Annotated in this window: 19 protein-coding genes, 1 other RNA gene and 1 pseudogene; 10 read left to right on the forward strand and 11 right to left on the reverse strand. The window is 62.6% G+C overall.

All coding sequences use genetic code 11. From position 1 onward, the window contains the following. Nucleotides 1-55: 55 nt before the first annotated feature. From X727_RS156940 to modA, 4 genes are all read right to left on the reverse strand, one after another. Entirely contained in the window at nucleotides 56-397 is a 342-nt protein-coding gene (locus X727_RS156940) for a winged helix-turn-helix domain-containing protein (protein ID WP_023667411.1), read from the reverse strand. 69 nt (nucleotides 398-466) lie between these two features. Next, on the reverse strand, nucleotides 467-1,579 hold the full coding sequence (modC, locus tag X727_RS156935; protein ID WP_023833890.1) for a molybdenum ABC transporter ATP-binding protein: 1,113 nt from the start codon (nucleotides 1,577-1,579) through the stop codon (nucleotides 467-469). Continuing rightward, nucleotides 1,576-2,280 (reverse strand): molybdate ABC transporter permease subunit, encoded by a 705-nt coding sequence (modB, locus tag X727_RS156930; protein WP_023667413.1) that lies wholly within the window; start codon nucleotides 2,278-2,280, stop codon nucleotides 1,576-1,578. Before modB ends, modC begins: the two co-directional genes overlap by 4 nt. 15 nt (nucleotides 2,281-2,295) lie before the next feature. Continuing rightward, nucleotides 2,296-3,090 (reverse strand): molybdate ABC transporter substrate-binding protein, encoded by a 795-nt coding sequence (modA, locus tag X727_RS156925; RefSeq protein WP_155923552.1) that lies wholly within the window; start codon nucleotides 3,088-3,090, stop codon nucleotides 2,296-2,298. Nucleotides 3,091-3,249: 159 nt separating this feature from the next. Between modA and X727_RS0133505 the strand changes: the two are divergent. Further along, nucleotides 3,250-3,447: pseudogene (locus tag X727_RS0133505) on the forward strand (TOBE domain-containing protein). Nucleotides 3,448-3,475: 28 nt separating this feature from the next. Here the strand turns inward: X727_RS0133505 and X727_RS156920 are convergent. Further along, nucleotides 3,476-4,270, reverse strand: a complete 795-nt coding sequence (locus X727_RS156920) for a thymidylate synthase (RefSeq protein WP_023714748.1) — start codon at nucleotides 4,268-4,270, stop codon at nucleotides 3,476-3,478. A gap of 361 nt (nucleotides 4,271-4,631) precedes the next feature. After that, complete coding sequence (locus X727_RS156915; RefSeq protein WP_023668323.1) at nucleotides 4,632-4,943, reverse strand: DUF2853 family protein; 312 nt, start codon at nucleotides 4,941-4,943, stop codon at nucleotides 4,632-4,634. A gap of 168 nt (nucleotides 4,944-5,111) precedes the next feature. Here X727_RS156915 and ssrA point away from each other — a divergent pair. Beyond that, nucleotides 5,112-5,470: a transfer-messenger RNA gene (gene ssrA / locus X727_RS1000000166160) on the forward strand. A 212-nt stretch (nucleotides 5,471-5,682) separates the two neighbouring features. Here the strand turns inward: ssrA and X727_RS156910 are convergent. After that, nucleotides 5,683-6,888, reverse strand: a complete 1,206-nt coding sequence (locus X727_RS156910) for a multidrug effflux MFS transporter (protein WP_023667417.1) — start codon at nucleotides 6,886-6,888, stop codon at nucleotides 5,683-5,685. 187 nt (nucleotides 6,889-7,075) lie between these two features. On the opposite strand from X727_RS156910, the gene X727_RS156905 reads away from it, so the two are divergent. The 4 genes from X727_RS156905 to X727_RS156890 all read left to right on the forward strand — a co-directional run bounded on the left by X727_RS156905 (nucleotide 7,076) and on the right by X727_RS156890 (nucleotide 8,883). Then, nucleotides 7,076-7,759 carry a TetR/AcrR family transcriptional regulator gene (locus tag X727_RS156905; protein WP_023735951.1) on the forward strand — a complete coding sequence of 228 codons (684 nt, stop codon included), beginning with the start codon at nucleotides 7,076-7,078 and terminating at the stop codon, nucleotides 7,757-7,759. A 130-nt stretch (nucleotides 7,760-7,889) separates the two neighbouring features. Continuing rightward, nucleotides 7,890-8,435 carry an SspB family protein gene (locus tag X727_RS156900; RefSeq protein ID WP_023667419.1) on the forward strand — a complete coding sequence of 182 codons (546 nt, stop codon included), beginning with the start codon at nucleotides 7,890-7,892 and terminating at the stop codon, nucleotides 8,433-8,435. 18 nt (nucleotides 8,436-8,453) lie between these two features. After that, nucleotides 8,454-8,648 carry a DUF4169 family protein gene (locus X727_RS156895; protein ID WP_023667420.1) on the forward strand — a complete coding sequence of 65 codons (195 nt, stop codon included), beginning with the start codon at nucleotides 8,454-8,456 and terminating at the stop codon, nucleotides 8,646-8,648. Nucleotides 8,649-8,661: 13 nt separating this feature from the next. Next, nucleotides 8,662-8,883, forward strand: coding sequence for a ribbon-helix-helix domain-containing protein (locus X727_RS156890; RefSeq protein WP_023668319.1), 222 nt, complete (start codon nucleotides 8,662-8,664; stop codon nucleotides 8,881-8,883). A 7-nt stretch (nucleotides 8,884-8,890) separates the two neighbouring features. Here the strand turns inward: X727_RS156890 and X727_RS156885 are convergent, their stop codons facing one another. The 3 genes from X727_RS156885 to X727_RS156880 all read right to left on the reverse strand — a co-directional run bounded on the left by X727_RS156885 (nucleotide 8,891) and on the right by X727_RS156880 (nucleotide 14,896). Continuing rightward, the gene (locus X727_RS156885; RefSeq protein WP_023833891.1) at nucleotides 8,891-12,829 is read right to left on the reverse strand and encodes an AsmA family protein; all 3,939 of its coding nucleotides are present in this window, start codon (nucleotides 12,827-12,829) and stop codon (nucleotides 8,891-8,893) included. A 157-nt stretch (nucleotides 12,830-12,986) separates the two neighbouring features. Next, nucleotides 12,987-13,466 (reverse strand): hypothetical protein, encoded by a 480-nt coding sequence (locus X727_RS21805; RefSeq protein ID WP_023833892.1) that lies wholly within the window; start codon nucleotides 13,464-13,466, stop codon nucleotides 12,987-12,989. Nucleotides 13,467-13,486: 20 nt separating this feature from the next. Then, nucleotides 13,487-14,896 (reverse strand): FAD-linked oxidase C-terminal domain-containing protein, encoded by a 1,410-nt coding sequence (locus tag X727_RS156880; RefSeq protein ID WP_023729328.1) that lies wholly within the window; start codon nucleotides 14,894-14,896, stop codon nucleotides 13,487-13,489. A 223-nt stretch (nucleotides 14,897-15,119) separates the two neighbouring features. Between X727_RS156880 and X727_RS156875 the strand changes: the two genes are divergently transcribed. From X727_RS156875 to X727_RS156860, 4 genes are all read left to right on the forward strand, one after another. Then, entirely contained in the window at nucleotides 15,120-15,605 is a 486-nt protein-coding gene (locus tag X727_RS156875) for a thioesterase family protein (protein WP_023712460.1), read from the forward strand. A gap of 146 nt (nucleotides 15,606-15,751) precedes the next feature. Continuing rightward, nucleotides 15,752-15,949, forward strand: coding sequence for a hypothetical protein (locus X727_RS156870; protein WP_013531006.1), 198 nt, complete (start codon nucleotides 15,752-15,754; stop codon nucleotides 15,947-15,949). Between the two features lie 260 nt (nucleotides 15,950-16,209). Continuing rightward, nucleotides 16,210-17,358 carry a histidine kinase dimerization/phosphoacceptor domain -containing protein gene (locus X727_RS156865; protein ID WP_023668314.1) on the forward strand — a complete coding sequence of 383 codons (1,149 nt, stop codon included), beginning with the start codon at nucleotides 16,210-16,212 and terminating at the stop codon, nucleotides 17,356-17,358. After that, on the forward strand, nucleotides 17,355-17,804 hold the full coding sequence (locus X727_RS156860) for a response regulator (protein WP_023668313.1): 450 nt from the start codon (nucleotides 17,355-17,357) through the stop codon (nucleotides 17,802-17,804). Before X727_RS156865 ends, X727_RS156860 begins: the two co-directional genes overlap by 4 nt. 3 nt (nucleotides 17,805-17,807) lie before the next feature. On the opposite strand, the gene X727_RS156855 is transcribed toward X727_RS156860, so the two are convergent. Beyond that, complete coding sequence (locus tag X727_RS156855; RefSeq protein ID WP_023833893.1) at nucleotides 17,808-18,713, reverse strand: dienelactone hydrolase family protein; 906 nt, start codon at nucleotides 18,711-18,713, stop codon at nucleotides 17,808-17,810. Nucleotides 18,714-18,829 lie beyond the last annotated feature (116 nt).

Here is an 18,829-nt window from a genome sequence, read left to right on the forward strand (position 1 = left end):
GGGGGAGATGTCCGGCAGGACAGAGGGGGGTGTGACGGATCGCAAGCTTCAACCCTCACCCAGCATCAATCTCCGCCTGCAAGGCGTCCATATGCGTGGCCGCCGCTGCCGCCGCAGCGCGCTCGATAGCGCGAAAACGGCTGACAACTGCAAGGCCAACTGAGGTCAGCTGTGCGCCGCCGCCCTTTTTGCCGCCGGTCTGCGCCGCGACCAGTGGCTTGCCGAACACACGGTTCATATCTTCCACCAGATCCCAGGCGTGCTTGTAGGACATCTCCATGCCGCGTGCCGCAGCCGAGATCGAGCCGAAAGTGGCGATCTGCTCCAGCAATTCGATCTTGCCCGGACCTATGCGCCCGTCCGGATCGAGATTTATCCGCAGGCTCAGCGACGGCATCTCTTGTCCTCCACAGTCACACTAGCCCCTCTCGACCCATAGCGCTATTCCAAAACGATATAGCGGCTATCAGCCATCCGCTTCGGCCGGCAGGCCGGCGCCGGTGTTGGCACGGTCGAAACTGACCGTCTTGATCACCGCGAACACCTTGCCGCCGAGTTGAAGGTTCAGTACCTGCCTGGATTGTTCGGTAATGCGCGCAAGCACGGTTGCGCCATTGCAGTCGATGCCGATTTCGACCGTCGGCCCCTCGCCCGAGCCGATTGCGACGATGGCGCCCGGCAGGATGTTGAGCGCACTGAGACCTTTCGGCTGTTCGGTGGCTATCATCACGTCGCGGGCGCGGATTCGGATGCGCACAGGCGCGCCGACCGAGACCGCCAATTGCGGCACCCGGATTTCGCCCGCCGCCGAGCCGAGCACGGTCATCCCGAAGATCTCATCATGGCGCAGCACCTTGGTGTCGAGAACCGCGCCGCCCTCGCCGCGTTCCTCCGCCGGCAGCAATTCGAGCCGTTGCATGATCGCGCCGGTCGGGCCTGAGGCAGCGACCTTGCCTTGCGCCATCACCACCACGTCGCTGGCCAGCCGCGCCACCTCGGCGACGGAGTGGCTGACATATACGATGGGCAGCTTGGTCTCGTCGCGCAGCCGCTCGATATAGGGCAGGATCTCGGCTTTGCGCGCATCGTCGAGCGAGGCCAGCGGCTCGTCCATCAACAGCAGTTTCGGGCTGGCAAGCAGCGCCCGGCCGATCGCCACGCGCTGCTTCTCGCCGCCCGAGAGCTTTGCCGGTCGCCGGTCGAGCAGAGGACCGATGCCGAGCAGTTCGACGACCGCGTCGATATCCGCATAGCGCTCCGCCGATGGCGTGAACCAGCGGCCATAGCGCAGATTGCCGGCCACGCTCATATGCGGAAACAGCCGCGCGTCCTGGAACACCATGCCGATCCGGCGCTTGTGCTTCGGCACGAAAATGCCGGCATCGGTGTCGACCAGCACACAGCCGTCGACCGCGATACGGCCCTTGGTCGGCCGGATCAGGCCGGCGATCACGTTGATCAGCGTCGTCTTGCCGGAGCCCGATGGCCCGAACAGCGCCGTCAGCCGCCCGGCGCTTTCGAAACGCGCGTCGACGGCGAAACCGCCGAGCCGATGGCTGATGTCCACCAGCACGCTCATTCGATGTCCATCCGCCGGCCGACGCGCCGCGCCAGCACTTCCGAGGCGACCAATGCGGCCATCGAGATGACGATGGAGATCAGCGTCAGCCTGAGCGCCCCGTCATCGCCGCCAGGCACCTGCGTGAAGGTGTAGATCGCCGAAGGCAGCGTCTGCGTCTCGTTGGGAATGTTGGAGACGAAGGTGATGGTGGCGCCGAACTCGCCCATCGCCTTGGCGAAGGACAGGATCGAGCCGGCGATCAGCCCGGGCAGGATCAGCGGCAGCGTGATGGTGGCGAAGACCCAAATCGGGTTGGCGCCGAGCGTTCCCGCCGCTGCCTCCATTTTGCGGTCGACCGCCTCGATCGACAGCCGGATCGCCCGCACCATCAGGGGAAAGCCCATGATACCGCAGGCCAGTGCGGCGCCGGTCCAGCGAAACGAGAAGACGATGCCGAAATGCTCGGCCAGGAACGCTCCCGCCGGCCCGCGCCGGCCGAAGGTAAGCAGCAAGAGATAACCTGTCACCACCGGCGGCAGGATCAATGGCAGGTGAACCACACCGTTGAGCAGCGTCTTGCCCCAGAATTTTCCGCGGGCCAGCAAAAGCGCCATCAAGATGCCCGGCGGCAGGCTGAACAGCATCGCCACCGTCGCCACCTTGATCGACAGCCGGACCGCATTCCATTCGTCGGGAGTGAGGTCCAGCAGCCAGTTCATGCGTCAGCCGCTACCTTAATTGCTCGGCGTGAGCACGGTGAAACCCTGATCCCTAAACAGCTCCACCGCCTTGGCGGACTGCAGGCACTTCAGGAAAGCCGGGGTATCCTTGTCCTTCGAATCGGTGGTCTGGGCAACCGGATAGATGATCGGCGGGTGCGAATCCTCCGGGAAGGTGCCGACCACCTTGACTCCCTTGTCGGCATGCGCGTCGGTGGCATAGACGATGCCGAGCGCGGCCTCGCCCGTTGAAACCAGCTTCAGCGCGGCGCGCACATTCTCGGCCTGCGCCACCTTGCCTTCGACCGACGACCAGACGCCGAGCGATTCAAGTGCCGCCTTGCCATACTTGCCGGCCGGCACCGCCTTGACGTCGCCCATGGCGAGCTTGCCGTCGCTGATCAGCTTGGCGAGGTCGAAGCCTTTCTCGATCCTGGTCTCGACCTTGGAATCCTGTGGCGCCACCAGCACGATCTGGTTGCCGAGCAGTTTCACCTCGGTTTCCGGCTTGGTCAGTCTCTTGTCGGAGAGGTACTTCATCCAGTCGAGATCGGCCGAAATGAACACATCGGCGGGCGCCCCGCTTTCGATCTGCTTGGCCAGCGCCGAGCTCGCGGCGTAGGAGACGGTCGCCGCTTCACCGACATCGGCTTCGCAGGCCTTGGTGACGGCGTCGAGCCCGTCCTTGAGGCTGGCTGCGGCAAACACGATCACCTTGTCTCCCGCGTGAGCCGCCGGCATCGCGGCCATCAGAGCTACGGCAAAGCCGCCAATCGCGATTGCCCTCATACCAAAACCTTTGTGCCCCAACATGAAAACTCTCCCTGGGCTTGAAATCTGCTGGCTCGACTCCTGCCGACCGATATATCTGGATGAATATAACAAGGGAAGGCCGCCTCCTGCGAAAGCGTATGTTCGGCATCGATTGTTCTGGTTTGGACGTGCACCGAAACCCGGAAAGGAACTCCGATGAAGATCAGCGCCCGCAACATCCTCAAGGGAACGATCGTCGAGATCGTCAAAGCACCTCGCCTGTCCGCGGTGATGTCGCCGGCTCCGTCGTCACGCTTCGATCACCAACGAGGCCGTTGCCGATCTCAAGCTCGAAAAAGGCAAGCAGCCTATGCCATGATCAAGGCAACCGACGTCATGGTCGACATCGATTGAGGGTCGGAATTGATTGACGGTGGACGGATCAGACCGCGATCGGCGCCTTGATCGACGCGTCGGCAAAATAGTTTTCCAGCCGGAAATCCTCGAAGCGGAAGGCGAACAGGTCCTTCACCTCCGGATTGATCCACAGCGTAGGCAGCGCCTTGGGCGTGCGACGCAATTGCTCGCGCGCCTGCTCGAAATGGTTGGAATAGAGATGCGCATCGCCCAGCGTATGGACGAACTCGCCGGGCTTTAGCCCGGTCACCTGCGCCACCATCAGGGTCAGCAGCGCGTAGGAAGCGATGTTGAAGGGTACCCCGAGAAAAATGTCGGCCGAGCGCTGGTAGAGCTGGCAGGACAGCTTGCCGTCCGAGACGTAGAACTGGAACAGGCAGTGGCAGGGCGGCAGCGCCATCGCCTCCACTTCGGCCGGGTTCCACGCCGAAACGATCAGCCGGCGTGAATTCGGATTCCTGCGTATCTCCTTCAGAACATTGGCAATCTGGTCGATCGACCCGCCATGGCCATCCGGCCAAGAGCGCCACTGCTTGCCATAGACCGGGCCGAGATCGCCATTCTCGTCGGCCCATTCGTTCCAGATCGAAACGCCATGATCTCTAAGGTATTTGATGTTGGTGTCGCCGGCCAGGAACCACAGGAGTTCATGGATGATCGACTTCAGATGCAGCTTCTTGGTGGTGGTGACGGGAAAGCCGCGCGACAGGTCGAAGCGCATCTGGTACCCGAATACCCCACGCGTGCCGGTGCCCGTGCGGTCGCCACGGTCGGCGCCATTGTCCAGCACATGCTGCAAAAGGTCGAGATACTGGCGCATCGGCTTCGCCTCGATTCGGGATTACCGCCATCATAACCGACTGGCCGCCGGCCGAACACAGCAAAAGGACCAGAACGCGGCTTGCCCCATCACTCTTCAAGGGTTAGCGCTGCCCCTCACCTGCCTGCCGGCATCCTCTCCCCGTATAGGGACGGGGAGAGGGGCGCTGTGATCAGCGGTTTCGCCAATCACAAGCGTTCGAGAGAGAGAGAGAGAGAGAGAGAGAGAGAGCCAAGGCTGCGGTCAGCCCTATCTCCCCGTCACTATACGGGGAGAAATGCCCGGCAGGGCAATGAGGGGCGGTGCTGATCTCCGGTGAGGAGCAAAATCAAACGCGCGCTCTGCCTATCGGCAATAATCTCTACAAAGAGCCGAGCTTGCCCAGATCCTTGGCGACCAGATAGTAGAAAGTCACGCGGCTCTTGGAGCTGTCGGCGGCCAACGCCTTGCAGGTCTTCTCGATCGCAGAGTCGGCTTTCGCCCCGTCGGTCACGCCGAGTTTCTTGGCAACCCAGTTGGTCTTGACGCGCTCCAATTCCTTGGGGTCGGTGCAGGATACCAGCGAGGAATCGCGGTTGCGCAGCGCGATGCCCAGATGTTTCACAATCTTGGCAACCACATCGGCATTTGCGGCGGCGTCGTATTTCTTCACGTCTGCGAGATAATCGGCCATCAAATTTCCCCATGTCGGCGCCACGGGATCCGATCGATGAGGGCTGTGGCGCGCTGCCGCAACTTGTGCGCTATGTCGATGCTCCTCACCATCGCAAAGCTTCGGTTGAGACCGCGCGCGAGTCAACCCTCGGCGCCGCAGTTTGGTGCGGCCAAGAAGTGTCATTGCGGCCTTTCATTTTGTGCGCCGCCCCCCTATATTCGTTTTGTCGGCTTGACCGACTATGGCGATAAATGGGCGATGTAATAAGCCGTTCGGACCCGGGGGCGGTACCCGGCGCCTCCACCAAGAACCGCTCTGTGATCAGAGCGGCTGTTGCTGGGGGCGAAATAGGATCGACGAAGGTGTAAAGATCGTACTTTTGCCCGGCATGGTACCACCGTCATCGGGCTAAACCTGTAGTTGCAAATGACAACTATGCGGAAGCACGTCTCGCCGCGTAAGCGGTGCGATAGCTTCAAATCAAGCCCTAGAGGTTCGCACTTCTAGGCGGGGTTCGGAGGTACCTGGCAACAGAAACCTCCACTTCTCCCCTCCTCGATATCGTAGGCGCAATGCCGGCTGCCGCTGGCCGGATTTCGCATGACGATGGGACGCGAAGCCTACACCAAATTGAGCCATGAGCTGGTGCAATTTGCCGCTGGCGTCGGTCGAAGGCCGTGGTTCTGGCCGGGGCCGGATTACCCCAGACGTGAAAAAGGCCGGGATGACCCGGCCTTTCCGGTCGATTGCGGTCAGCTTACTCGGCCGGCGCTTCAACGGCTTCGCGCGAGCGGCCGAGCGTCAGTTTGGCCAGCGTGAACGAGATTACGGCGCAGAGCGTGATGCCGGCCACCATGGGCAGCGGGGTGCCGTCGAAGAAGATGCCGGCGACGCCCATCGCCAGCGCACCGATGGCGAAGTGCAGCGTGCCCATCAGCGCCGAGGCCGTGCCGGCGATCTCGCCATGCTCTTCCATGGCCAGCACCGACGTCGTCGGGATGACCAGGCCGAGGAAGCCGTAGCCGACGAACAGCAGTGCCGCCATCACATCGAGCCGGTCGACGCCGGTCGCCATGACTGCGAACAGCACCACCATCGTCGTGGCATAGCCGGTCACCGCCACCCAGACGACGCGCTTCAGCCCGAAGCGCTCCGACAGCAGTCCCGTCAGCTGCGACATGCCGATGAAGGCGACCGCATTGATCGAGAAGAACACGCTGTAGACGGAAGGCGACAGCCCGTAATGGTCGATCAGAATGAAGGACGAACTCGAGAGGTAGACGAAGAAGCTGGCGATGCCGAAGCCGGCGATCGCCACCAGGCCGAGGAAATTGCGGTCACCCATGAGGAAGCGATAGCCGGCGAGTGCGGTTCCGAAGGAGGAACCGACGCGTTCTTCCGCCGGCCGCGTCTCCTTCAGCGAGGTCGCCAACAGAATGGTGGCCAGCAGGGCCGCGCCCGTCACCGTCCAGAATACGGCGCGCCAGCCGAAATTCTCGATGATCTGGCTGCCGGTCAGCGGCGCCAGGATCGGCGACACCGAAAACACCAGCATCAGCAGCGACATCAGCTTGGCGGCTTCGGTGCCGGTGTGCAGGTCGCGCACGATGGCGCGCGGCACCGCCATGCCGGCGCTGGCGCCCAGTCCCTGCAGAAAGCGGAAGGCGATCAGCCATTCGATGGTCGGGCTCATGGCCGAACCGATACCGCCGACCATGAACAGCGCAAGGCCGCCGTAAAGCGGCAGCTTGCGGCCGACCATGTCGGAGATCGGTCCGACGACGATCTGGCCGAAGCCCATCGACAGGAAGAAGATCAAAAGGCTCATCTGAACGGCGGCGGTGCCGGCATGCAGATCCTCGCCGATCGAAGGCAACGCCGGCAGATACATGTCGATGGCGAAGGGGCCGATAGCGGACAACAGGCCGAGCACGACCGCGATGCGGAGGAATTTGGGACTCATGATAAAGGCTTCTTTCAAGTCTGGTTGGCGCCGCCAACGCGACGACTAACCCTAGGACGTTCCATCCCGTTGAAATCCGACGGCTCAGAGCGAGATTATTCGTCTCTACGGAGCGAATTCCCATTTATTGTGTCCACAAATTTAGACAGCCTTGTCTAATTCGTCAATCACCTCTATATAGATTTCTATGAAGCTTGCCGTTTCTCCTGACATTTTCCCGCCACGCGGCCACGAGGCCAAGCGTATGTCGATCATCGATGCGGCGGCTTCGGTCTTCTGCCGGGAAGGCTTTGCCGGCGCCAATATCGACCTGATCGCGGTGGAGGCCGGCGTGTCGCGCCAGACCATCTACAATCACCACCGCGACAAGGAAAAGCTCTTCATGGCTGTGGTGCGCGATCTGACGGAGCGCTGCAATGCCGGCATCTTCGCCACCTTCGCCTCTTTCCCAGACCAGCCGAAGGATCTGGAAGCCGACCTGATCGGCTTTGCCGTGCGCATGAATCAGAACTGCATCTGCAACCGCGACGGACGCTTCCTGCGCAAGCTGATCCAGACCGAAGGCGAGCGCTATCCCGAGCTCTTTGCCGAATGGCGCGACCAGGGGCCGGGCCGGACCTGGCCCGCACTTGCCGCCCGTTTTGCCCGCCTCGCCCATGCCGGCCATCTCGCGGTCGACGATCCCGATGTCGCCGCACGCCAGTTCCTGGCGCTAGCCAACGCCGAACTGCAGACCACCTTCATGCTAGGCAGCATGCCGTCGGAAGACGAAGTGTTGCAATCCGCCACCCACGGCGTGCGCACATTCCTGCGCGCCTTCGGCAAGCGCAGATCAGCGGCAGCGGTGGAAAAACAGCTGGCCAGCGCCTGAACGCCAAAGCAGGCGATCAAATCGTCCGTTACGGGCTTCGCTTCGGCGCATCAGCGATCTATATCCGGTTTACGCCGCGCTCAAGCTTGATTACAGCTATGCGGACGATTCAACGGAACCCGACCAGCACATGGCCGACGACCACATCCGCTACGACATTCTGGCCCAGGAGGCATTGCGCGGCGTCATGCGCAAGGTCCTGGCCGAAGTCGCGCGCACCGGCCTTCCCGGCAATCATCATTTCTTCATCACATTCCTGACCGGCGCGCCGGGCGTGCGGGTGTCCTCCAGGCTGCGCGAGCGCTATCCCGAACAGATGACCATCGTCATCCAGTTCCAGTATTGGGACCTCAAGGTGACCGATACCGGCTTCGAGGTCGGGCTGTCCTTCTCCGACGTGCCGGAGAAGCTGGAAATTCCGTTCTCGGCCGTACGCGGCTTCTACGACCCATCGGTCAATTTCGAACTCGAATTCGACGTCAAGACCGACGTCCCGGCGGAAGACGATGCAGCCGCCCAGCCGGCTGCCGAGCCTTTGGCTATCGTCTCCGAGAAAAAGCCGAAGGCCGAGAAGAAGGCAGCTGCCACTGAGGCGGAGAAAAAGCCCGCCGTGGCCGATGCCGCCGCCGGCAAGGGCGCCGACGTCGTGTCGCTCGACGCCTTCCGCAAGAAGTAGCGGGACGGTCGGCGCGACATGGGCGAAATCGTCAACCTTCGCCAGGTCCGCAAGCAGAAGGCGCGCACCGAAAAGGAAAAGCTCGCCGGCGAGAACCGCGCTCTGCACGGCCGTTCCAAAGCCGAAAGAACTCGTGACCGTCTGACATCGGACAAGGCCGAAAAATTCGTCGCCGGCCACCGCCGCGAACGCCCGGAAGACCAGGGCGATTGATGGACCGCCTGCGGTGAGCCCGGTCGAAAAACGCTCCGTGACCATCCGCGGCCATCGCACCAGCTATTCCCTCGAAAAACCCTTTTATGATGATCTCGTCGCCATCGCCGCCGCGCGCAAGCTGACCCTTGCTGCCCTGGTCGCGGAGATCGACGAGACAAGACCGCGAGATGCGAACCTGTCCTCGGCGCTCAGGCTTCATGTGCTGGACTGGGCCAAGCGCGGCGCGGTCTGAATGGTTCTTAATTGCCCAGCGACTTCAGCAGATTGTCGACGGAGAACGGATTTGTCCTGGGCTTCGGCGGCGCCGGGGCCGAACCGTCATTGACGCCGGGAAGTGAGCGGTCGACCTTCGGCGCCTGCTCCTGAGCCTTGCGCTCGGCCTCCAGCCTGGCTTTTTCCTGCGAAGCGATCCGAGCCTGTTCGGCCTTCTTCCGTTCGTCCTCGGCCTTGGCGGCGTCTTCGGCAGCCTGCTCTTCGGCCTGGGCTTTCGCGTCCGCATCTGCCTTGGCCTTTGCGTCAGCCTCTGCCTGCGCTTTCGCATCGGCATTGGCCTTTGCTTCGGCATCCGCCTTGGCCTTCGCATCCGCTTCGGCCTGTGCCTTCGCATCGGCCTGTGCCTTCGCCTTGGCGTCGGCCTCGGCTTTGAGCCGTGCCGCTTCCTCCTGCTTGCGCAATTCCTCGGCGGCCTTGTCGCGCTCGGTCTGCAGGGCGGCGTAGTAGCGCACCTCGCGCCGCAGCCGCTGCTTCTCGAGCAGTGCGGCCTGCATCGCCTCGACCCGCTGCTGCTCCTTTTCCAGCGCGCGCTGGGTCAAAAATTGCGCCAGCGGCTCGCTGTCGAACTGCTTCTTCAGCGCCCCGAACGGCCCATCGACGCTGAAATTGACCGTCGGATCGGAGCCGATCAGCGCCTCGTCGCCAGGCTTGTAGGTGACAGCGCCCTTGGTGGCGACGGTGCCGTTGTTGAGGTCGGCCGTGATGTCGGCAGAAAGCGTCGCCGCCTGGTTTTCGAATTTGATCGGTGGTGCCCGCAACGTGCCGCCGGCGACCGTGAAGGCGATGTCGGCATCGCCGGCAGCAAAGCTGCCGTCGCCAGCGATCTCAGGTGCAAAGCCCGCGGTCTTGGCCACGTCGATGTCGCGCCCGATCGCATCGGCCTTGGCAATCAACGCGCCGAAGGCATCGGGATTGACGCCGGCAATGGTGAGGCCTTTCAGCGCCGCCGTGCCCGAGCCGGAGAGTGCGGCAATCATCGCGTCGACCGATTTGCCGCTGGTCGACAGCCCTGTCGAGAAATCGCCGTTGCCACTCAATCCGGCAGCCGGCAGCACAGTCGCCAGGTCAGCGCCGGCAAGCCTCATCTGGCCGGAGAACAGCCCCGTGCCGTCTGTGTTCTTCAACTCGAACAATCCGGTGAGCGCGCCGCCGAGCAGTTTTGCCTTCAGGTCCGAAACGCGGATGCCTTCCTGGTCCAGTTTCAACGACAGCGACGCATCATAGGCTGTCGCCAGCGGTCCGGCGGCAAGCGTCGCCGTCGTCAGGTCGAGATCGGCGCTGAACGGCAGGCTGGATTTCTGGCTGAATGGCGCCGTCGGCCAGTTCGCGTTGCTGCTGAGGAACGACTGGTCACCGAACAGCGCAACCGCAATCGGGTCGAGGTCCAGTTCGTCGAGCGCCAGCGCACCGGCAAAATGCGGCAGCCCCTGCTTCGCATCGATGTTGACGTCGCCCGAAATCTCCGACTCGTTGATGGATCCGCTGAGACCGCTCAACACCAGCAGGCCATTGCCGAAATCGGCATCCGCGCTGAGCGAGGTCGAGGTGCCCGTTCCCATGCCCGGCAGGCCGGCGCCGGTCGTCATCAGCCAGGGCTCGATGTCGGAGGCGTCGAGGCCGATCTTGCCCTTGGCGGTGGCGCCTTGCGGTGTCTGAGCAACGGTGCCGTCGAACGTCGCCCTGAAGTCGTCGGCGGCGAAATTGAAGCTCGTCGCCAGGCCGCCGCCAAACGTGCCTTTGGCCGAAATATCGGTGCTTGCCTGGCCGAGCATGCCGAGCGGCAGCGCCGGCAGGCCGTAGAGCGCCAGCAGCACGGTGGCGTCGGGATTTTTGGCGTTGAAGGTCAGCGTCACCGGCGCGTCGAGCAACTGGCCGACGGCACCCTTGCCCGACAGCGACGCCGAAAAGGCCGAACCGCCGGCCTTGCCTTGTCCGCTCACCGCCAGCCCGGTCGTGCCGTCGCCATTGTCGGCGGCGCTCGCCACCAGATCGACGCGCGCGTCCTGGAACAGTTCAGGATAGGCGGCCGTGCGGCCAGCCAGCCCCTTCAGCACCTGATTGTCGGGATAATGTTGCGCGGCAATGTCGATCAGCGGCTTCAGATCGACGGCGACCACCGAGGCATCGAGCTTGCCGGTCGGGCTTGCCGGAAAATCCTTGATCCGGCCGGTGGCGCTGATCGAGGCGCCGGCAAGGCCGCCAATCGACAGCCGGTCGATTTCGAGCAGCCCGTCGCGGAGCCGGAGCGCTGTGTCGACCGTGTCGGCGGTGAGCCCGCCGGCATTGACCGGCCCTGCCTTGATCTGAAAATCGAGGTCACGGTCGGAAAAGCGGTTGGCGCCCTTGTCGCTGACGAAGATCGAGGCGAAGGCCGTCAGCCCGTCGACATCGAGTTCGCCGCCCGCGAGCCGCATCAGCACCGAGGACTTGGCGGCGTCGGGCTGGTTGGAATCGATGCGGCCGGTGAACTTCGACTTGCCGAGGATCAGTTCGAGATCGCTGAACGCCTGGCGCTTCTCCGACAGGTCCACCTTGGCCTTGAAGCCGGCGGCCGGCAGCCGGCGGATCGCCTCGTCGACATCTTTCGACAACCAGGCAGCAAAGCCGGAAGGCTGCGCCACCGCCAGCAGCATGGAGCCGCTGAAACGGAAATGATCTTCGACGCTGAGCATGCCGCTGGCTTCCAGCGTCGTGCGCCCGGGCAAGGTCGCGGCCAGCGATTTCACCGACCAGCCGCCCTCGACCGGCTCGGCCGAGAGATGCACGTCGCGCACCGTGGTGTCGCCGGCCACCACCGCCGGCAGCTTGACCTCGACAGTGCCGGGGATGCTCGGCTTCGGCAGTTCGAGCAGCGCCTGCTCGATCCCGGCAATGCGCTGGTCCAGCGTCAGGCCGGCGCCCTTCTCAGCGCCCACCGCCTCGTCCAGTTGCACCTGCGCGCCATTGGCCTCGATGGCGAAGTTCGGCCTAAGGCCGAGATCGACCGAAGCCTTGCCGTCGGCTGTGTAGGGATTGTCGAGCGGCCCGGTCTCGAAGCGGAATTCGTCGACGCCAAGCTTCTGGTGGTCGAGCGAGAACTTGCCGTTCAGCCTGAACCCCGGATCGGGTTTGCCGGCGCTGATTTTGACGCTCTCGCCATCGCCGCCGCGCAGTTCGGCGCTGTTTTTGTCGTTGCCGGAAATCTTGAACTGGCCGGAATAGACGGCAGCCCCATTGACGATGCCGGCATTGCCGTCGGTTTCGATGACCAGTGGATAGGCATCGGGATCGACCTTGAGCCTCAGCCGCATCTGGCCGCTGCCTTCGGCCTTGCCGGTCGAAGCCGCAACCGTCGAACGCAGTCCGTCGAGCAGCAACGTTCCGTCCATGCGCCACGGCCCGGCCAGCGACTTGGCAGAGATGGTCGAATTGATCTCGGAAATCAGATGGCTGCGCCCGCCTGCGGCATGGCGGAGCGCAATTTCTCCCTCCGTCACCGTGAGCTTCTCGATCGAGATCTGGTTGAGATCGAAGGGCGAGGACGGCCGTATCGCCCAGTCGACCGTGCCGTTATCGGCGATGTCGATCGTCGCCTTCGGATGCACCAGCCGCATGTCGAAAATCAGCACTTCGCCACGCAGGAACGGCGCCAGTTCCGCGTCCATCGAAAAGGTCTCGACGGTCATTGCCGGCTGGCCGCCGGGGCCGCCGGCGACCGTGACGTTTGAGAAGGTCACCGAGGGGAACGGCAACAGCCGCGCCGTGGCGTCGCCTTGCACCGTCACCTTGCGGCCGAGAATGGCGCTCGCCTCGCGCTCGAATTGGGCGCGGTACCCGGTCCAATCGACAAAATACGGCACCACCAGCGCCGCTACCAGCACCAGCACAAACAAGCCACCGAAGATCACGAACAGGCGTGCGAGCATCAGCTCCGAACGGGTTGATTGAAAGTCAGCCGCACTCTACCCGCATCAGCGTGTCGATAAAGAGGCAATTCATCCAGAGTTGCTTGATCTCTGATGTATCTGGAAGAGCAGAGATTTTTGGACGCCTTTGACCGCGGTCCGGCCTGTGCGTAAGAGACTATCCTGCCATGGCCCGTCGGTGATATTCGTTCAGCAGCACCACCATCTCCTCGGGGGACAATGTCCAGCCCTGGGGTAATGCGGCTTCGGCGCCCAGGCTTTTGGTCACGCTGCCCATGACGGAGCTTTTCTTGACCCCCGGTGCGAAATTGTACCCGATCATATCGCCTATCCTGCGCCGGCGATGGACGACGAAGAAGCTTTCGATATCCTTCCAGGGGACCAGCTTGGGCGATCGAACAAGGCCTCCGCCGAGACTGAAACCTTGTCCGTTCAGCACCAGAATCTGCGGCCGCACAAGCTGCCAGGCAAACACCAACGCGACCAGCCCGAAAAAGGCCACGCACCACCAAAGGCCGGCGGTGTCGCCGTCCTCGGAGACATAAATCAGGAAAGCGCAGGCCAGGACAAAGAAGAGGCTGGCCGACAGCAGTAACAGTGTCTTGCCAAGCGATGCCCTTATAATCAGAGTATCCATTGCCGCTCCTCACATTTCGGCTATGCAGGTAATATCTTGCCTGGGTTCATGATGTCTTGCGGGTCGAGCGCTTTTTTTATGGAGCGCATGATGTCGACAGCATGGCCGAGCTCATGGCGCAGGAAGCCGATCTTGCCTTGGCCGATGCCGTGTTCGCCGGTGCAGGTGCCGTCCATGGCGATCGCCCGCATGTTCAGCCGCGAGACGAATTTCTCCGCTAGCGCGATCTCTTTGGGGTCGTTGACATCCATCAGCACCAGCACATGGAAATTGCCGTCGCCGGCATGGCCGACGATCGGCGCAACCAGGCCCATCTCGGCAATGTCGGCCTCGGTTTCGGCAACGCATTCGGCCAGCCGCGAGATCGGCACGCAGACATCGGTCGACAGGCCCTTGGTGCCCGGCCGCAGCGTCAGCGACGCCCAATAAGCATCGTGCCTGGCCTTCCAGAGTTTCGTGCGCTCCTCGGCGACGCTCGTCCACAGGAATGGCCCGCCGCCATTGTCTTCAGCAATGGCACCGAAGGTTTCGGCCTGTTCGGCGACACCGGCATCGCTGCCGTGGAACTCGACGAACAGGCACGGGCTCTCGGGGTAATCGAGCTTCGAGTAATTCTTCATCGCCCGCATCTGCAGTCCATTCACCAGTTCGATGCGCGCCACCGGAATGCCCATCTGGATGGTCGCGATGACCGCGTTGCAGGCCGCCTCGAGGTTTGGAAACGGGCAGACGCCGCCGGAGATCGCCTGCGGAATGCCTTGCAGCTTCAAGGTCAGCGAGGTGATGATGCCGAGCGTGCCTTCCGAGCCGACCAGAAGCCGCGTCAGATCGTAGCCGGCCGAACTCTTTTTCGCCCGCTTGCCGGTCGTCACCGTCTCGCCATCGGCCATGACGGCCGTCAGCGACAGCACGTTTTCACGCATCGTGCCGTAGCGCACCGCATTGGTGCCGGAGGCCCGCGTTGCCGCCATGCCGCCGAGCGAAGCATTGGCGCCGGGATCGATGGGGAAGAACAGGCCGGTATCGCGCAGGTGCCGATTCAAATCCTCGCGCGTTACGCCAGGCTCGACCGTGCAGTCGAGATCCTCGGGGTTGACCGACAGGATGCGGTTCATGCGCGAGGTGTCGACCGAGATGCCGCCACCCGGCGCGTTGGTGTGGCCCTCCAGCGAGGAACCGACGCCGAAGGCGATGACCGGCACGCGGTGCGCGGCGCAGGCACGTACGATCTCTTGCACCTCTTCTGTCGTCTCCGGGAGCGCGACACCGTCAGGCGCCTGCGTCGGAATATAGGTGGTGGTGTGCGCATGCTGCGAGCGGATCGCCGCGCCGGTCTGGAAGCGTTCGCCGAACTGCTGCTTGAGGATGCCGAGCACCGCCGCAATGCCTTCCTCGTTGCGTTCGACCGGATTGAGGTCGCTCAGAGCCATGAATTCCTCCGCGAATGGACCAGCGTCCATGCTTGTTATGCGATTATGGATGCACATGACGCAATTCCAGGAAAAGTGTGAAGCGGTTTTCCGTCCGGGATTGCGTCAAAACAAAAACTAAAGCGGTTCACCGTTTCCGCGAGACGGTGAACCGCTCTAGTCTCAGCGGCCACGCCCTGTCCAGCACCTGAACTCGGTCCAGCACCAGAACAAGGAAGTTTCCATGCCCATCCCTGCCCCCTTCGTTTCCAAACCGATGGACATCGAGAAGGACTGGATCGACTACAACGGCCATCTCAACATGGCCTATTACAACGTGTTGTTCGACCGCTGCTCGGATGAGGCGTTCGAGGCGATGGGCATGGGGCTGGACTATGTCAAAGAGCGGCGCCTGACCATCTACACGGCCGAAGTCCATGTTTGCTATGTCCAGGAACTGCACCTCGAACACAAGGTCGTCGTATCCTTCCAGCTGATCGATCACGACGACAAGCGGCTGCGGGCCTACCAGGAAATCCGCCATGTCGATGGCTGGCTCGCCGCCACTTCCGAAACCCTGTCGCTGCATGTCGACATGTCCGGGCCGAAAGTCGCGCCCTTCCCCGCCGACGTGCAGGCCAAGGTGGAAGCGATGCGCGCCGCCCACTCTGCACTGCCGATGCCCGAACGCGCCGGCCGTTCGATCGGTATTCGCCGCAGGACCGCTTGAAGCGCTGCTGCGCCCGCGTTAACCTTACCAAGGTTTTAACGTGAACAAGCCATTTGAGCCATTGAACGACTCAGCGGACCGTTTGAGAACGGTGCCATGCGAGTTGCGATGCGGGCGGCGGGCAACAGGCGGTTCGAGGAACGTGCATGAAAACCGACATCAAGGTCGAGGTGGACAGGCTGGCTGCCGATCCGCGCATCACCGACTATGATTTCTGGCGCTCGTTGAAGAACGTCAACAACGAGATCTTCCACATCGCCAACAACAACGAGCCTATCCCCTTCGACATGATCCGCTGGCGCGCCATCCTGAAGCAGGCGCGCATGAAGCGTGGCCACGCCTGACGTTTCCCCTGCTCTGAGAAAGCCGCCACCGGCGAGCGCCGCCACGGACCATTGCGACCTGATCATTTCTATAGGTCGGCGCCAGCCCTGCTTTCAGCGAATCGACTACATCCGACAACCTTCAAAAACCGTTCATTTCGACAGTTTGCGCAACCGGCGATTCGGTTTCGCAAACGGCTGCCTGCGACAAGAAGATCAAGATTGAACCAATTCCACGTCTAAGCCGTTGTGACCCCTGAAAAACGGCTTGGAGTGAAAGCATGGACTGGAAAAGGACCAGGGAACCGGCCGACGCATGGCACATGACGGACAATCTGCATGCCGAGCACGGCAAGGGCGATCCGTTCGCGGCCGCCATCCGCGCCACCCGCATGTCGATGGTCATCACCGATCCCCGTCAGGCGGACAATCCGATCGTCTTTGCCAATGACGCGTTCCTGCGCCTGACCGGCTACGAGCGCGACGAGGTCATGGGCAAGAACTGCCGCTTCCTGCAGGGGCCAGAGACAGACAAGGCAGCTGTGGCTAGCGTGCGCGACGCGATAGCAGCGGGAACCGATATCGCCATCGATCTGTTGAACTACCGTAAGGACGGCTCGACATTCTGGAATGCGCTCTACATCAGCCCGGTTTCCAACGACAAAGGCGAACTCCTGTTCTTCTTTGCCTCACAGCTCGATGTCTCCGATCGCAAGCGCTCCGAGGATCGCATCACCGCCGACAAGAACCGCTTTGAAAAGGCTGTCAAGGAACGCACGCGCGAGCTTGAGGCCGCCCTTGAGGCGCAGACCACGCTGCTGCACGAGGTCGACCATCGGGTGAAAAACAACCTGCAGATGATCTCCTCGCTGATCATCATGCAAAGCCGGGCAATCAAGGATGAAGCGACAAAGCGATCGCTGACCACCATGCTGGAGCGCATCGAGGCGCTGAGCACGGTGCATCGCCGTCTCTACCAGTCAAAGGATGTCAGCCGCTTCGATGTCTCAGATTTCGCCAGGGATCTGGTCACCGACCTGCTGACCGCATCCGGACGCGCCGAGATCAAGCCGACGCTGGACCTCGAACCCATCGTCATTCCGGCCGAAAAAGCCACGCCTGTTGCCTTGATGGTCAATGAGCTTGTCACCAACGCGCTGAAGCATGCCTTCAAGGAAAAGCCGGACGGCACCACCGCGGGGCGCATCGGCATCAAGATGAGCCAGCCCGACGGCCACTTCAACATCGAGGTTTCCGATGACGGCGTCGGCATGGCCGAGGCCAGTGGCGATGCTTCTTTCGGCATGCGGCTGATCAAGTCGCTTGCCCGTCAGTTGCATGCCGACATCGAATGGCGCGACGCCGGCCCGGGCACAAAGGTCGTCATCTCGATGCCGAACGAACCGCAGCAGAAAGGGAAGCTGTCATGAACGAACCGCTCAAGGTCCTGATCGTCGAGGATGAGGCGTTGCTGGCGATGGAACTGGAAAGCCTCGTCGAGGAAGCCGGCCACAGCGTTGTGGGTTGGGCGACATCGTTGGCCGAAGCAAGAGGTATGATTGATACCGCCGATGCCGATATTGCCTTTGTCGATATCCACCTCGCCGACGGACCAACCGGGGTCGAGGTTGCCGAGCATATCCGCGAGGGTAACCGTTCCATGGTGGTGTTCATGACCGCCAATCCAAAACGCATCCCCGACCATTTCGCCGGCGCGATCGGCGTCATCGCCAAGCCCTACACGATGAACGGACTGGTGTCGGCGTTGCGCTATCTGCAGGAGGGCGTGCGGCGCCCGCCCCCGGTCTCGGTGCTGCCGGCCGGTTTTACGCTGTCGCCGGCCTATGAAAGCGTATGGGCGTCGTCGGCGGCCTGAAGCTTACACCAGCTTCTCCTTGAGGAAAGCGATCGTCCGTCCCCAGGCGAGATCGGCTGCCTTCTTGTCATAGCGCGCGGCCGAGGTGTCGTTGTTGAAGGCATGGTTGACGCCGTCATAGACATAGACGGTGTATTCGACATGGGCGGCGTCGAGCGCCTTCTTGTAGGCATCGATGCCGGCGTCGATGCGCTCGTCTAGGCCGGCATAGTGCAGCAACAGCGCCGCCCTGATCTTCGCCACATACTCGGCCTTCGGCTGCATGCCGTAGTAGGCGACGCCGGCGGCGAGATCGGGCGCGTTGACCGCCAGATTGTTGACCGTGCCGCCGCCCCAGCAGAAGCCGACAGCACCGACCTTGCCGTTGCCGTCCTTCTCGCCCTTGAGATAGGCGATGGTCGCCACACCATCGGCGGTGACCTGGCTGGCGTCGAGCTTGGTGAACATGTCGCGCGCCTTGTCCTCGTCGGCGGGCGTGCCGCCGAGCGGCGACAGGAAATCCGGCGCCAGCGCCACGAACCCCTCCAGCGCAACGCGCCGCGCCACATCCTTGATATGCGGGTTGAGCCCCCTGTTCTCATGCACCACGATGACGGTGCCGAGCTTGCCGGACTGGTCCGCCGGCCTGACCAGATAGCCCTGCATCTCACCGCTGCTGCCGGAATAGGTGATATCTTCAGCCTTCACGCGCGGATCGTTGTCGGCGACGATTGCCGCCTGCGCCGAATTCGCCGCAAGCAGCGGCGCGATCGCGGCCGCCGCCGCGCCCGATCCGGCAAGCCTGGTCAGCTGTTCCATGAAGCGGCGGCGGTCGAGCGTCAGATGCGTGTATTCGTCATAGGCATCGATCATCGCCTGGGTGATGGCAGGTTTGGCAGGTTTGACGGCTTCGGCGGTGGGTTTCGTCATGGCGTGCTCCTCGTTAGGAGATGATCTCACGGTCACTCCGGGATGACCTCATGGTCACTCCGGGATGACCTCGCGGTCACTCCGGGATGACTCGCGGATCAAGATAGGGTGCAAGC

Origin of the sequence: Mesorhizobium sp. L103C105A0, assembly GCF_000502215.1 — a bacterium.
GTDB lineage: Bacteria > Pseudomonadota > Alphaproteobacteria > Rhizobiales > Rhizobiaceae > Mesorhizobium.

What these genes read in the sequence shown, in the direction of transcription:
- X727_RS156940 (WP_023667411.1), bottom strand. Translation starts at nt 397, where the DNA reads ATGCCGTCGCTGAGCCTGCGGATAAATCTCGATCCGGACGGGCGCATA.
- modC (WP_023833890.1), bottom strand. Translation starts at nt 1,579, where the DNA reads ATGAGCGTGCTGGTGGACATCAGCCATCGGCTCGGCGGTTTCGCCGTC.
- modB (WP_023667413.1), bottom strand. Translation starts at nt 2,280, where the DNA reads ATGAACTGGCTGCTGGACCTCACTCCCGACGAATGGAATGCGGTCCGG.
- X727_RS156920 (WP_023714748.1), bottom strand. Translation starts at nt 4,270, where the DNA reads ATGCGCCAGTATCTCGACCTTTTGCAGCATGTGCTGGACAATGGCGCC.
- X727_RS156915 (WP_023668323.1), bottom strand. Translation starts at nt 4,943, where the DNA reads ATGGCCGATTATCTCGCAGACGTGAAGAAATACGACGCCGCCGCAAAT.
- X727_RS156910 (WP_023667417.1), bottom strand. Translation starts at nt 6,888, where the DNA reads ATGAGTCCCAAATTCCTCCGCATCGCGGTCGTGCTCGGCCTGTTGTCC.
- X727_RS156905 (WP_023735951.1), top strand. Translation starts at nt 7,076, where the DNA reads ATGAAGCTTGCCGTTTCTCCTGACATTTTCCCGCCACGCGGCCACGAG.
- X727_RS156900 (WP_023667419.1), top strand. Translation starts at nt 7,890, where the DNA reads ATGGCCGACGACCACATCCGCTACGACATTCTGGCCCAGGAGGCATTG.
- X727_RS156895 (WP_023667420.1), top strand. Translation starts at nt 8,454, where the DNA reads ATGGGCGAAATCGTCAACCTTCGCCAGGTCCGCAAGCAGAAGGCGCGC.
- X727_RS156885 (WP_023833891.1), bottom strand. Translation starts at nt 12,829, where the DNA reads ATGCTCGCACGCCTGTTCGTGATCTTCGGTGGCTTGTTTGTGCTGGTG.
- X727_RS21805 (WP_023833892.1), bottom strand. Translation starts at nt 13,466, where the DNA reads ATGGATACTCTGATTATAAGGGCATCGCTTGGCAAGACACTGTTACTG.
- X727_RS156880 (WP_023729328.1), bottom strand. Translation starts at nt 14,896, where the DNA reads ATGGCTCTGAGCGACCTCAATCCGGTCGAACGCAACGAGGAAGGCATT.
- X727_RS156875 (WP_023712460.1), top strand. Translation starts at nt 15,120, where the DNA reads ATGCCCATCCCTGCCCCCTTCGTTTCCAAACCGATGGACATCGAGAAG.
- X727_RS156870 (WP_013531006.1), top strand. Translation starts at nt 15,752, where the DNA reads ATGAAAACCGACATCAAGGTCGAGGTGGACAGGCTGGCTGCCGATCCG.
- X727_RS156865 (WP_023668314.1), top strand. Translation starts at nt 16,210, where the DNA reads ATGGACTGGAAAAGGACCAGGGAACCGGCCGACGCATGGCACATGACG.
- X727_RS156860 (WP_023668313.1), top strand. Translation starts at nt 17,355, where the DNA reads ATGAACGAACCGCTCAAGGTCCTGATCGTCGAGGATGAGGCGTTGCTG.
- X727_RS156855 (WP_023833893.1), bottom strand. Translation starts at nt 18,713, where the DNA reads ATGACGAAACCCACCGCCGAAGCCGTCAAACCTGCCAAACCTGCCATC.